The organism is Aeromonas sp. 603079 (assembly GCF_049172135.1).
Classification (GTDB): Bacteria; Pseudomonadota; Gammaproteobacteria; order Enterobacterales; family Aeromonadaceae; genus Aeromonas; species Aeromonas veronii.
This window is the reverse complement of sequence record NZ_JAAKPX010000024.1, coordinates 22,238-35,344: the sequence shown is the minus strand read 5'-3', so window position 1 is coordinate 35,344 and position 13,107 is coordinate 22,238. Positions and strand designations below refer to the sequence as shown.

The following is a 13,107-nucleotide window of genomic DNA, read 5'->3' as shown; positions in this document are numbered from 1 at the left end:
TGCCGAACGGCAATTTCACGTAAATCAAAGAGAATGACTATGGCTACCGGACAATATCTGCTGTGGAAAGATGCACAGGGGCAGGATTTTCGCCCCGTTGCACTGACCGGCACTGATCTGCTTAACAATCGATACCTCAACAAGGGCACAGCCTTCACCGAACAGGAGCGGGCCGATTTTGATCTCGATGGTTTGCTGCCGCCTCAGGTGCAAACTTTTGAAGCCCAGCTCGAGCGAGTGTATGAGGGGTTCAAGAGCGCTTGCAGCGATATCGAGAAGTACCAGAACCTGCGTGCCCTGCAGGATCGCAACGAGACTCTCTTCTATGCCCTGTTGTCACGCCATGTAGAGGAGATGACTCCCTATATCTATACCCCGACTGTGGGCAAGGCGTGTCAGGAGTTCAGCCACCGCTTCCAGAAGCCGCGCGGCCTCTACATCACCCCGGACAACGTGGATGATATGGGCAGTCAGGCCCGTCACTTCGATGCCAAATCGATCCGCATCATAGTCGTCACCGACAGCCAGGGCATTCTGGGGATCGGCGACCAGGGTGTTGGTGGCATGGGGATCCCCATCGGCAAGCTGGCGCTCTATACCCTTGGGGCCGGTATTCACCCCGCCTGCTGCATGCCCATCGCGCTGGATGTGGGCACCGACAACCAGAAACTGCTCGATGATCCCATGTATCTGGGCCGCCCGCACAAGCGCATTCGCGGCAAGGAGTATGAAGAGTTCATCGACAAGTTCGTGCAGGGGGTCAAGCGCCACTTCCCCAATGCCGTGCTGCAGTGGGAAGACTTCAGCAAATCCAATGCTTTCAACAATCTGGCCCGCTACCAGCAGGCACTGCCGTCATTCAACGATGATATTCAGGGCACCGGTGCCGTGGTGCTGGCCGGTATCATCGGCGCGGTCAAGGTCAAGGGGGAGACCCTGGGTCAGCAGAACTATCTGGTCTACGGTGCTGGCGCCGGCGGGGTTGGCGTCGCGGATCAGATCTGCGCGGGGATGATCCGCGAGGGGATGGATCCGCAGGCGGCCCGCGATCGCATCTACATCCTGGATACCCAGGGGCTGGTGTGCGACAACCGGGATGGGCTCGACGAGTACAAGCGCCGCTATGCCAAGCCGGGGCTGCTGCTGGCGGGCTGGGATACCGAGGTGCCCGGCAAGGCCAATCTGGCCGATGTGCTGCGTCATGTGCCCATTACCGTGTTGCTGGGTACCAGTGGCTCGGGCGGCGCCTTCCAGGAAGAACACATCCAGCTGATGCTGCAGCATTGCGAGCGCCCCATGGTGTTCCCGCTCTCCAACCCGACCGCCAACTGTGAAGCGCTGCCGGAGGATATCTACCGCTGGAGCAAGGGCAAGGCGATCGTGGCGACCGGTAGTCCCTTCAAGGATGTGAGCTACGAGGGGCAGGAGTTCAGGGTCGGGCAGGGCAATAATGTCTTTATCTTCCCCGGTGTAGGTCTGGCGGCCATCGTCAGCCAGATCTGCGAGATCACACCCGATGTCTTCACGACCGCCGCCTTTGCGCTGGCCGAGTGCGTGAGTGAGGTGGACCTGGCTAAAGGGGCCGTCTATCCCCGCATTCGCGAGCTGCGCAGCATCTCGGTGCATGTGGCGACCGCCGTGCTCAAGGATATCGTGCGCCGGGATCCCTCCCACCCGCTGATCGGTCAGGATCTGCAGCAGCATATCCTCAACCACATGTGGGAGCCGGTTTACCTGCCCTATCGTCGGGTATAACCGCGTATTCACCGCTCGGATAACGGGTCGGAAAAGATGACAAGGGGGTAGCGCTGCTACCCCCTTTCGTTTATCCCGTGGCATTCACTAAGTTCGCAATGGCCGCCAGCGCCCTTGCTGATTGCGACAGGCGGTATCCTGCCACTGCTGACTGGCCTGGCCGATATAGAGTTGCTCGCGATAGTCGCGACACCACTCCCCGCTGGCATGACGGAAGGTGCGTAGCGGCGTGACGCTGCCCGAGTGACGATTAGCCGGATTGAACCAGGTGAGGCTCTGCCCTTTGGTACGGGTTTCCAGCGCCTTGGCAAGGGCCTGATTGGCCAGTTGAACATCTGCCTTATCCATCTGATGGTAAAGCGGCGGAGTGTCGACCGTGGCGCAGCCAGTGAGGCCGAGCAGGAGGAGTGGTAACAGATATCGCATCATGGTTGCCCCTGTTGGCGAAAACCGTTGTTGAGCAGCACCCGCTCCTGCTCATCGGTAAGCACTTGCTGGCGATCATCGACCGTGCCGTCACCTCTTAGTTTGTTGCCGTTGGCATCGACAGCATCCACACCGTTGTCATCGACCGTGCCATCACCTCTTAGTTTGTTGCCGTTGGCATCGACAGCATCCACACCGTTGTCATCGATGGTTCCATCCCCCCTGAGCTTGTTGCCGTTGGCATCGACGGCATCTACGCCGTTGTCATCGATGGTGCCATCGCCTCTGAGCTTGTTGCCGTTGGCATCGACGGCATCCACACCGTTGTCATCAACGCCATTGCCAAACCCGCGGCCACCCCCATGGCGTTCTCCCCCTGCATGTTTTTCTCCACCAGCATGCCGTTCACCTCCACCATGCTGCTCTCCGCCGGCATGCTCGCCTTGGCCGCCACTGTCATCGCTGCCCCCATCGCTGCCACCGCCGCTGTCGCTGCCTCCGCCGTTGTTGCTGCCTCCGCCGTTGTTGCTGCCTCCGCCGCTGTTGCTGCCTCCGCCGCTGTTGCTGCCTCCGCCGCTGTTGCCACCACCACTGCTGCTGCCCCCACTGCCACCATCGCCATCTTTGTTGTGAACGATCAGCTCATTGGCGATGTAGCTGTGGCTGCCATCGAGCAGCAGATTGAAGAGTGCGGTAGTGGGAGGCGCCTCGATCCAGCAGAGTGACTCAACCAGCAGTAATTCCGGCTGGGATTGCAGGGCCAGATTGCCCGTCACCATGACAGGTGCCGGGCGACACATTATCTGCATGCCGGTAAATAGCGGCAGCACTGCCAGTTGCGGGTTTTCGGTTCGTGTCATGGCCGGTGAGATGGCTGCCCAGCCCCGCGTGGTCAGCAGAGGGTGTTCTGCGGTAAAGAACGGGGGCAGATCATTGATCCCGTAGAGTCTGCGTTTGCCCAGTATGACCCGTTCGACCGCCAGGATCCGGTTACTGCCGCCGTGTTGATCCAGCACTCGTTCACCGACCCGGAGCGTCTCTATGGGGCGGGTGGAGCCATCGGCCATCGTGATGCGAGTGCCGGCGATAAAGCAGGACTTGGCATAGGCCTGATTCATTTGCCACTCATTGTGGGCGAAATCATAACTGAACGGGTTTGCAAACAGGGCGAGTGCGATGGCCGAGCCAATAAGCAATCTGCGCTGGCTGGCCTTGAATGGGGGCTGTGACATGGGGACTCCTTGTCCATCTTGATTCACAGGATCCATTATAGAGCGCCCCCTGGCGGTGGCATCTTTGACCATGAACACAATAAACATGATGGAAAAACGATTGGCGTTCGTCACAATAATGCGTAAAATCGCATACTCGATGCTTGTAGCAACGAATCCCGCCTAAAAAGCCAGTTTCATGCCCCTCCCAAGCAGTAAAAGGTAACAGGTGACGCATTTGTGTTCATTTTGTGCCTTGAAAAAGTCTTGTGATGACTGAAAAGTGATAAATATCCCCATCAGTTATCAAAAAATTAAGGACATCCATGTTTTCCTTAGTCAAGCAAAGTGTCGCCGGGCTGCAAATCCTGTTTGTCGCCTTCGGTGCCATGGTTCTGGTGCCCCTGCTCACCGGACTGAACCCCTCCATGGCCCTGCTTGGCGCCGGTGTGGGCACCCTGTTGTTCCAGCTCTGCACCCGCCGCCAGGTCCCGATTTTCCTCGGTTCCAGCTTTGCCTTTATCGCTCCCATCATCTACGCCACCCAGACTTGGGGATTGCCATCCACCATGTTTGGCCTGTTTGCCGCCGGTTTCATGTATTTCATTCTGGCTGCGCTGATCCGGGCAAAAGGGATGGGTTTTGTGCACAAATTGCTGCCCCCGGTGGTGATTGGCCCGGTGATCATGGTGATCGGTCTTTCTGTGGCGCAGGTTGCCTGCAACATGGCGATGGGCCGCGCCGGTGGTGAGCAGGTGGTTCCTGCGGGGACTGCGCTGACGCTGGCCGGTATCTCGCTGGCGGTCACCCTGATTGCAGCTGTGTTCTGCAAGGGGTGGATCAAGCTGATCCCCATCCTGTGCGGTGTGATTGCCGGTTATGTCTCGGCGGTGTTCATGGGCCAGGTGAGTTTCGATGGCATGGTGAACGCCCCCTGGCTGGCGCTGCCCCACTTCGAAACCCCGGAGATCAACTGGGCTGCTGCGTTGTTCATGTTGCCGGTAGCCATCGCCCCCTGTATCGAGCATATCGGTGGCGTGTTGGCGATTGGTGGCGTGACTGGCAAGGATTACACCAAGGATCCGGGTTTGCACCGTACGCTGGCCGGTGATGGCATCGGCGTCTGCTTCGCCGGTTTCATCGGTGGCCCACCCGTGACCACCTACGCCGAAGTGACCGGTGCCGTGATGATCACTCGTAACTTCAATCCGGTCACCATGACCTGGGCTGCGGTGTTTGCCATCATTCTGGCCTTCTTCGGCAAGTTCAATGCGCTGCTCACCTCCATCCCGATGCCGGTGATGGGCGGTATCATGCTGCTGCTGTTCGGATCCATCGCTGCCATCGGTCTCAAGACGCTGGTGGAATCCAAGGTGGATCTGGGGCTGTCACGCAATATCGCCATCGTCGCCGTGACTCTTACTGTCGGTGTCGGTGCGCTGGAGATGAAGATTGGCGACTTCGCGCTGGCCGGTGTTGGCCTGGCCTCCGTTGCCGCCATCCTGCTCAACCTGATCCTGCCTGCGCACTCCGAAGAGGGTGTGATGGACGCGGCCAAGGATTGAGTTTCACCAGACGTTCACGTTGACTTGTAGAAGGCCACCTCGCGGTGGCCTTCTCTGTTTCGGTTATCTAGCGCCACTTTTCGGCTCGGCGGAGCTCATCTGGAATCTAATTTGGAAGCAGATGAGGGGGTTAGCATTCTCATTTGACGTATCTCTTTTCGTGACCTTAGCTAAAGGACAGGTTTGGCTCTGAGGTCTCCTCGAGCAGTATGGGAAAATGGATGTTGGCGTTTTCTATCATTTCTCTCCCAGACCCTGGTCATTAAACGATGCGCTTCTGCTTCGCCACAGCGCTGTTGTATGGCAGAGGTTTATCCGCCCCCTCCACACTCCCCTCATGCTGCCCTGGCATGTTTCCACCTCGATTTGTCGTGAGCCTCCCCCGCCGATTGCGTTTCGTTGCGCACTGGCAAAATCCGGATCTGTTTGCTGCTGCACATGGGTGGGCGGCGAGCCGTGAAAGCCGGCATGACCCCAGCGGGTCAGATGTGCACCGCCATCGGTAACGGCGGATGTTCAGGGATGAATGGCAAGCAAAGCGAGGTTGCAATGAACTATCAACTGCTGTGGAAAAGTGCAATTTTTTCAGTCTCTTCCATGATGGCGATAAGCGCAGTTCAGGCTGCGCCACTGAACGTGATGACCGAGGATTACCCTCCGTTCAACATGCAGGGGGAGGGGGGCAAGATTGTCGGGCTATCGACCGAGGTGGTCGAAGAGCTGCTCAAGCGTGCCGGCGTCGAATACAAGCTGACCCTGATGCCCTGGAAGCGGGCGTATGAAGATACCCTCAGCACTCCCAACACCGCACTCTACTCCACGACTCGTACCCCGGAGCGTGAGGCGCTGTTCAAATGGGTGGGGCCGCTGGTCAATAACAACTGGGTGTTCTTCTCCAGCTCGACGGCCAATATCACAGTCTCTTCACTGGAAGAGGCCAAGCAGTATTCGGTGGGGGGCTACAACGGTGATGCGGCAGCCGAGTATCTCAAGGCACAGGGATTTGCCAAGTTGCAGCTGGCAGCCAATGACACCGCCAACGTGAAAAAACTGGAGGCCGGTCGTATCGATCTCTGGGCAACCGGCCAATATCTGGCCCCCTATTTGGCCAACAAGGAGAAAGTGGCCTCACCCAAGCCGGTCTTCGTGTTCAAGGAAACCCAGATGAGTTTGGCGTTTAACAAGGATACGCCCGATGAACTCATCAACAAGCTCAACGAGGTTCTGGCAGCCATGAAAGCCGACGGCACCATCGAGAAAATCAACGCCAAGTACCAGTAAGTTGTACTGTTCCTGCTGCCGTTAATACCGGGAGGAAGTCATGGATTGGAAAAGTCTGAAGTTCAGGATTGCCGTACTGACTTCCCTCTCGGTGAGTCTGCTATTGGTACTGTTTGGTGGTTATAACTACAGCTCGGTGAGGGAAGAGAGCTACAGCAAACAGGCTCAGCTGGTCGAGCAGGCGATCAAGCGACTGCAGCTCTCCTTGCCTGGCCCTTTGTGGAATTATGAGTCGGCCTTTATCGAGGCATCGCTCAAATCCGAGCTGGCGGCCGATATGCTCAGCACACTGCTGGTGGTCAACAAGGAGAAGCTGGTGGCCGGGTTTGCCCGCGATGCAGCGGGCACTATTTCCCCTGTAGCGGCCATACCCGCCGATACGGCGGCCTATGGTGGGTATGATCTGGTCTACGACGACAGCGGCCAGAAAAATACCGTGGCCAGATTGCTGGTCGAAACCAGTGATGCGGCCATTCAGGCCAACTTGCGCCAGCAGTTGATCACCACTGTCTGGCAGATCCTGGTACTTGATATCTGTATCATTGCCTTGTTGATGGTACTCATTCATCGCAATGTGCTGAGACCACTTCATCAGATGAATCTGGCGGTGTTCGATTTGGCCAGGGGAGAGGGGGATCTGACCCGGCGTCTCAAGATCCTCCGTCAGGATGAGATGGGCGCGCTGGCCACCAACATCAATCACTTTATTGCCAAGCTTCAGGAGATGGTGGCCGAAATCAACGAGCTCTCTGCTGGCGTGCTGCAGACCGCGGAACGTTGTGACACCCTTGCGGCGGATACTCGGGGCGCCAGTGATGCCCAGCAACTGGAGCTGGATCAGGTCGCGACTGCCATTACCGAGATGAGCCAGGCGGTGCAGGAGGTGGCAGGTAATGCAGTGAAGACTGCTACGGCGACCGATGAGGCCAACCTTTATGTCGAGCAGGGCTACAATCTGGCCGGTCATGCCAATCAGGCGATTCATCAGCTGGTGGGAGAGGTGGAACGGGTGGCGGGGCTGATGCGCTCCCTCTCTACCGAGAGCAGCAGCATCGGCAATATTATCGAAGTGATCAATGGTATTGCCGAGCAGACCAATCTGCTGGCGCTCAATGCCGCCATCGAGGCGGCGAGGGCTGGGGATCAGGGGCGCGGTTTTGCGGTGGTGGCCGATGAAGTGCGAACCCTCTCGGGGCGCACTCGTCAGTCGACCGAAGAGATCAGTGCCAGCATCAAACGGCTGCAACAGGCGACCCAGAATGTCGGTGCCGGGATGCAGTTGAGCCAGGAGCAGGCCTCTCGTGCGGGCGCCGAAGCCGCCGATGTACAGGTATCGGTGGAGAAGATAAAAAACCAGGTCAGTCTGATCCGCGAGATGAACATGTATATTGCCCAAGCCTCGGAAGAGCAACACTCGGTAGCGGAGGCGGTGAGTCATAGCGTGAACCGGATTGCCACCCTCAATAGCGAGAGCGCGGCCAGGGTGGTGCAAGTGGCTGAGGCCAGCAGCGATTTGCGCCAGCTCTCCGGTCAGCTCGATACCCTGCTCAAGCTGTTTCGGGTCTAGAGAGCACATACGCCCTGCGGGGGATCCTCGGTGCGAGCGGTGGTCGCGATCACGCGCGCAACGGGGGTCGTGGTGTTCTCATATTCTGCCATGCAATCCCGGATCGATATTTTCCCTTTACGGGCCCATGCATGACAGTCTGGAGAGCTGTTGTCTACTCACGACACAGCTTGCACCAGGGACCGGTGAGCTCGCAGTACCCGGTCTCGTCGCCATGCTGCCAGCCAAGCCGATGATAGAAGGCCACGGCCGCCGTATTGCGGGTTGCCACCTTGAGTGATGCCGTGCGGGGATTATTTGCCAGACCATGTTCGAGCAGCGCTCGCCCAATCCCCTGACCATGCCAGTCGCTCGCAACGTACAAATGATGCACAAAGTGATCGGGTTGCCATACGGCGATAAATCCGCAGAGCGTCCCCCCTCGCTCAGCCACCCATATCTCTTCTCCCCGGGTCTGCTCGATAAAGTCATCCAGGTGAAACAGGGAGGGGTCTACCCAGTGAAAGGTTTGTCTGCGGCCTTGTAAAAACAGCTTGGCCAGCGGGGTGATATCACGTTCTTCCATGCGCCTGATCATCATGCTCTCCCAAGGGCGGTCACTGTTCCCTGTTGCACGCGGGCAAGGTTATCTGGGGCAAATGACAAGGGTGTGATTAAGGGCTGTCCAATACATTTGTCATGGGGCTATACTGCCGAAGTCCCCTGTATGGATGGCGTGAGGATTGTTGATTTATGGACAATAAACAGATTGAAGGCAACATTTTTGTTCCGGCTCATATCGATGACGTGTGGCACGCCTGGACGACAGAGAGTGGTCTGCGCAGTTTTCTGGCTCCCGAGTGTTTGATGGTAGCCGAACCGAATGGCCCCTTCGAAATCTACTTCAGGCCGGATGCTCCACTGGGTGAACGGGGCAGTGAAGGGTGCAGGGTCATGGCCGTCATGCCCTATGATTTGCTCAGCTTTAGCTGGAATTTTCCGCCCAGCCTACCCCATATTCGTCAGCAGAAGACTCAGGTTTGTCTGCGCTTTGTGCCGGAAGGGCAGGGCACTCGCCTCTACTTCCTGCAAACCGGTTGGGCCAATGATCCTGACTGGAATCAGGGGTATGCCTACTTTAGGGAAGAGTGGCTGGAGACCAGCTTGCCACGGTTGCAGTACCGCTTTACCCATGGCCCCATCGACTGGAACAACCCGCCCGACAAGACACAGTTGAAGGCGCTGGCCCAGTAGTGTCCGATCTCAGAGATAAAAAAAACCGGCCAGAAGGCCGGTTGAAACAGTTCAGGCTTGTCAGGTGACAAACGTATCCAGCGGATGAGAGTCGCTTTCCACTCCTTGTGAAGTGCGGCCCTCTTGGTTACGTGCTGCTACTATATGCCATCCACACTGAATCGATGCTGAACCACGGATGTTCCAGCTTCACTCCACTTTCCAATCAGATGGTAATCCCCATCGACTGGCGCAGGTAAGCGCCAGCGCCGAGCAGGCCAGGCCCTTCATGGGTGATCAGGAATACCGGAATATCCTTGAGGTAGGATTTGAAACGGCCCTTGTCTTCAAAGGCAACCCGGAAACCGGAACTGGTGAAGAACTCCTGGAAGCGCGGCACTATGCCCCCTGCGATATAGACGCCGCCAAAGGTACCCATATTGAGCGCCAGGTTGCCGGCAAAGCGGCCCATCAGCACGCAGAACAGGCTCAGGGTGCGGCGGCAATCCAGACACTCGCCCGCCAGCGCACGTTCGGTAATGTCTTTAGGGGCGAACGGCTCCGGCTCACGACCATCGGATTTCACCAGCCCGCGATAGAGATTGACCAGGCCCGGGCCGGATAAGAAACGCTCGGCCGAGACATGGCCCAGTTCGCCACGCATCACCTGCAGCACCGCATCTTCCTCTTCGGTGTTGGCGGCAAAATCCACATGACCCCCTTCGCCCGGCAGGCTCAACCACTGATCGCCCGCCTTGACCAGATGCGCAACCCCAAGGCCGGTGCCCGCTCCATAGATGGCGATGGGTTTGCCAGCCACCGGTGCGGCGCCGCCCAGCTGGATGCGATCCGATTCGGCCAATACCGGTACCGCCATCGAGACCGCGGTAAAGTCGTTGATTACTTGCAGGCGTGCCAGCCCGAGATTGTTCTGCATCTCGCTGATGGAGAACTCCCAGCTGTGGTTGGTCATGGCGACCCAGTCACCATTTATGGGGCAGGCGATGGCGATGCAGGCTTCAGCCACCTCGACCTTGTGTTCCTCCAGATAGAGGCGAACCACGGCTTCAAGGCTGGGATGGGCCAGACCTGAGTAGGTCTTTGCCTGAGAGATAGTACCGGTGGCCAGCTCACACAGGGCCAGACGCGCATTGGTACCGCCGACATCGCCGACCAGCGCATGGGTATGCTGCATAACAACTCCTTCGTTACAGGATGGGGACGACTGTGGTGTCCCGACATTATTGTTGGATTATGACGGCCCATTCTATCCGAGCTCAGGCTCACTCACCCGCCGGATCGATACAAACGTGCGCCTGCTCACAGTGTTGTTGCTTTGCAACATTTGTAAGCGGTTTCACAGCGAGGTGACGTTTTGTAACGAAAAGTACGAAATAATTAGAGATGAGTCATACTTTGTACGGCAGGCGTTAGTTGCGATAACCGCTTGTCTTGTATAGTCATCAGCTTGATTGGAAACCTGCTTAGCCGTAGATTTAGTGCAAAGACACTGAAGCTAAATTACAAAAACGTCTGGTGGTGATGATGAATACCCTTGATAAAATTACGAACAACCTGGAAAGTTTCAGTAAATCAGAACGCAAGGTTGCCGAGGTGATCCTGGCGTCTCCCCAGACCGCCATCCACTCCAGCATCGCCGCCCTGGCCAAAATGGCCGACGTCAGTGAACCGACCGTCAACCGTTTTTGCCGTCGCCTCGATACCAAAGGCTTCCCCGATTTCAAACTCCATCTGGCCCAGAGCCTGGCCAATGGCACTCCTTACGTCAATCGTCATGTGGAAGCAGAAGACGGCCCCGATACCTACACGGCCAAAATCTTCGAATCCACCATGGCTTGTCTGGATGCCGCCAAGAACAGCCTGGATATCTCGGCCATCAACCGCTGTGTCGATATCCTGACCCAGTCCAAGAAGATCAGCTTCTTTGGTCTTGGCGCCTCCTCAGCCGTTGCCCGCGATGCCCAGAACAAGTTCTTCCGCTTCAATATCCCGGTGGTGAGCTTTGACGATATCGTCATGATGCGCATGAGCTGCATCAACAGCAGCGAAGGGGATGTGGTGGTGCTGATCTCCCATACCGGCCGCACCAAGGCGCTGGTCGAGATCGCCGCGCTGGCGCGCGAGAACGACGCCACCGTCATCGGCATGACCGCCAAGGATTCCCCACTGGCGCGCGAGTGCAACCTGGTGCTCTCCATGGATGTGCCGGAAGATACCGATGTCTACATGCCGATGGCTTCCCGCATCGCCCAGCTGGCGCTGGTGGATGTGCTGGCAACCGGATTTACCCTGCGCCGGGGGATGAAATTTCGTGAAAACCTGAAGAAGGTAAAAGAGGGATTGCGCGAATCCCGCTTTGAAACACCACACTCTTCCTGAATCGTCGGGGGCTTTGGCCCCCGACTGTCTATGCCACCCTCCTTGGTGTAGTCTTGATGTGGTATTGTAACTTAATAACAAAAACCACCCGGATGGTTTGCAAGCGGGTGCATCGAGCCATCGGTTTGATGGGGCAGAATCTCAAGTTATCTCAACTTCATATTGGAGTCTTTCATGCCTAGACGTACAAAGATTGTAACCACACTTGGTCCGGCCACCGACCGCGAAGGGATCCTCGAAGGGATTATCCGCGCTGGTGCCGACATGGTGCGGATGAACTTCTCTCACGGCACTCCTGAAGATCATATCCAGCGCGCCAATCAGGTGCGTGACATTGCTGCCAAGCTCGGCCGCCACGTTGCCATCATGGGTGACCTGCAAGGCCCGAAAATCCGTGTATCCACCTTCAAGGATGGCAAGATCTATCTCGCCATCGGTGACAAGTTCGTGCTGGATGCAGCCCTAGGCAAGGGTGAAGGCTGTCAGGAGCAGGTTGGTATCGACTACAAGAGCCTGCCAAACGATGTAGTGCCGGGCGATATCCTGTTGCTGGATGATGGCCGTGTGCAGCTGAAAGTAGAGAGCGTCGAAGGCACACGTATTCTGACCACTGTCACCGTGGCTGGCCCGCTCTCCAATAACAAGGGCATCAACAAGAAAGGGGGCGGTCTCTCCGCGCCGGCGCTGACCGAGAAGGACAAGGAAGATATCAAGACTGCTGCCCGCATGAACGTGGACTATCTGGCGGTCTCCTTCCCCCGTTGCGGCGATGACCTGCGTTATGCCCGCGAGCTGGCTCGCGAAGCTGGCTCCAATGCCAAGATCGTGGCCAAGGTCGAGCGCGCTGAGACCGTCGCCACTGACGAAGCGATGGAAGATATCATCCTCGGCTCTGATGCCGTTATGGTTGCCCGTGGCGATCTGGGCGTCGAGATCGGTGACCCCGAGCTGGTTGGTGTACAGAAGAAGCTGATCCGTCACTCCCGTCGTCTCAACCGTGTGGTGATCACCGCCACCCAGATGATGGAATCGATGATCAACGCGCCGCTGCCGACTCGTGCCGAAGTGATGGACGTCGCCAACGCCGTGCTGGATGGTACCGATGCGGTGATGCTCTCTGCCGAAACCGCTGCCGGTCAGTTCCCCATCGAGACGGTCACCTCCATGGCGAGCGTCTGTGTCGGTGCCGAAAAGCACCCGAGCCTGAACGTCTCCAACCACCGCATGAGCTACACCTTCACCTCGGTGGAAGAGGCGGTTGCCATGTCCACCATGTACGCAGCCAACCACCTGGAAGGGGTCAAGGCGATCGTGGCGCTGACCGAATCGGGCACCACTCCGCTGCTGATGTCCCGTATCAGCTCCGGTCTGCCGATCTTCGCCATGTCCCCCCACAACAAGACCCTGGCCTGGGCCAACCTCTACCGTGGTGTGACCCCGGTGCTGTTCGACGGTGACGAGACCAAACCGGTCTACGAAGTGTGCCGCGACGCGCTGGCCGTGCTCAAGGATAAGGGGCTGCTGCAAAGCGGGGACATGGTACTGCTGACCCACGGTGACAAGATGGAAACCGTCGGCAGTACCAACACCTGCAAGGTGATGATGGTCGAATAAGCCCGTCCGGTTTCACAGTGTTCAACAAGGCTGCTCCTCTCTGATGAGCAGCCTTTTTATTAACGGCTGTCGCGCT

General features: G+C 57.6%; 10 protein-coding genes and 1 pseudogene. 7 read left to right on the top strand and 4 right to left on the bottom strand.

Annotated elements, in window-relative coordinates:
• Positions 1–39: 39 nt before the first annotated feature.
• A complete protein-coding gene (locus G5287_RS17060; RefSeq protein ID WP_421231598.1) occupies positions 40–1,755 on the top strand; it encodes an NAD-dependent malic enzyme in 1,716 nt (571 codons plus the stop codon).
• A gap of 87 nt (positions 1,756–1,842) precedes the next feature.
• Here the strand turns inward: G5287_RS17060 and G5287_RS17055 are convergent, their stop codons facing one another.
• Together G5287_RS17055 and G5287_RS17050 are read right to left on the bottom strand one after the other, a co-directional pair.
• Positions 1,843–2,184 (bottom strand): RT0821/Lpp0805 family surface protein, encoded by a 342-nt coding sequence (locus G5287_RS17055; protein WP_216953134.1) that lies wholly within the window; start codon positions 2,182–2,184, stop codon positions 1,843–1,845.
• The gene (locus G5287_RS17050) at positions 2,181–3,413 is read right to left on the bottom strand and encodes a hypothetical protein (RefSeq protein WP_421231597.1); all 1,233 of its coding nucleotides are present in this window, start codon (positions 3,411–3,413) and stop codon (positions 2,181–2,183) included. Before G5287_RS17050 ends, G5287_RS17055 begins: the two co-directional genes overlap by 4 nt.
• Positions 3,414–3,718: 305 nt before the next feature.
• On the opposite strand from G5287_RS17050, the gene G5287_RS17045 reads away from it, so the two are divergent.
• The 3 genes from G5287_RS17045 to G5287_RS17035 all read left to right on the top strand — a co-directional run bounded on the left by G5287_RS17045 (position 3,719) and on the right by G5287_RS17035 (position 7,805).
• Positions 3,719–4,957: a uracil-xanthine permease family protein gene (locus G5287_RS17045; protein WP_005347636.1), complete on the top strand. Its 1,239-nt coding sequence runs from the start codon at positions 3,719–3,721 to the stop codon at positions 4,955–4,957.
• Positions 4,958–5,506: 549 nt separating this feature from the next.
• On the top strand, positions 5,507–6,238 hold the full coding sequence (locus tag G5287_RS17040; RefSeq protein ID WP_216953136.1) for a substrate-binding periplasmic protein: 732 nt from the start codon (positions 5,507–5,509) through the stop codon (positions 6,236–6,238).
• Positions 6,239–6,278: 40 nt separating this feature from the next.
• The gene (locus G5287_RS17035; protein ID WP_421203055.1) at positions 6,279–7,805 is read left to right on the top strand and encodes a methyl-accepting chemotaxis protein; all 1,527 of its coding nucleotides are present in this window, start codon (positions 6,279–6,281) and stop codon (positions 7,803–7,805) included.
• Positions 7,806–7,959: 154 nt separating this feature from the next.
• Here the strand turns inward: G5287_RS17035 and G5287_RS17030 are convergent, their stop codons facing one another.
• Positions 7,960–8,382 (bottom strand): GNAT family N-acetyltransferase, encoded by a 423-nt coding sequence (locus G5287_RS17030; RefSeq protein WP_266134392.1) that lies wholly within the window; start codon positions 8,380–8,382, stop codon positions 7,960–7,962.
• Between the two features lie 155 nt (positions 8,383–8,537).
• Here G5287_RS17030 and G5287_RS17025 point away from each other — a divergent pair, with 155 nt between their 5' ends.
• Positions 8,538–9,038 carry an SRPBCC family protein gene (locus G5287_RS17025; protein WP_005347626.1) on the top strand — a complete coding sequence of 167 codons (501 nt, stop codon included), beginning with the start codon at positions 8,538–8,540 and terminating at the stop codon, positions 9,036–9,038.
• Positions 9,039–9,243: 205 nt separating this feature from the next.
• On the opposite strand, the pseudogene glk reads toward G5287_RS17025, so the two are convergent.
• Positions 9,244–10,215 (bottom strand): annotated as a pseudogene (gene glk, locus G5287_RS17020) (glucokinase); the annotation flags it as partial.
• 344 nt (positions 10,216–10,559) lie between these two features.
• Here glk and G5287_RS17015 point away from each other — a divergent pair.
• Together G5287_RS17015 and pyk are read left to right on the top strand one after the other, a co-directional pair.
• Positions 10,560–11,417, top strand: a complete 858-nt coding sequence (locus G5287_RS17015) for a MurR/RpiR family transcriptional regulator (RefSeq protein ID WP_005347620.1) — start codon at positions 10,560–10,562, stop codon at positions 11,415–11,417.
• Between the two features lie 174 nt (positions 11,418–11,591).
• Complete coding sequence (gene pyk, locus G5287_RS17010; RefSeq protein WP_421231596.1) at positions 11,592–13,031, top strand: pyruvate kinase; 1,440 nt, start codon at positions 11,592–11,594, stop codon at positions 13,029–13,031.
• The last annotated feature ends 76 nt before the right edge of the window (positions 13,032–13,107 follow it).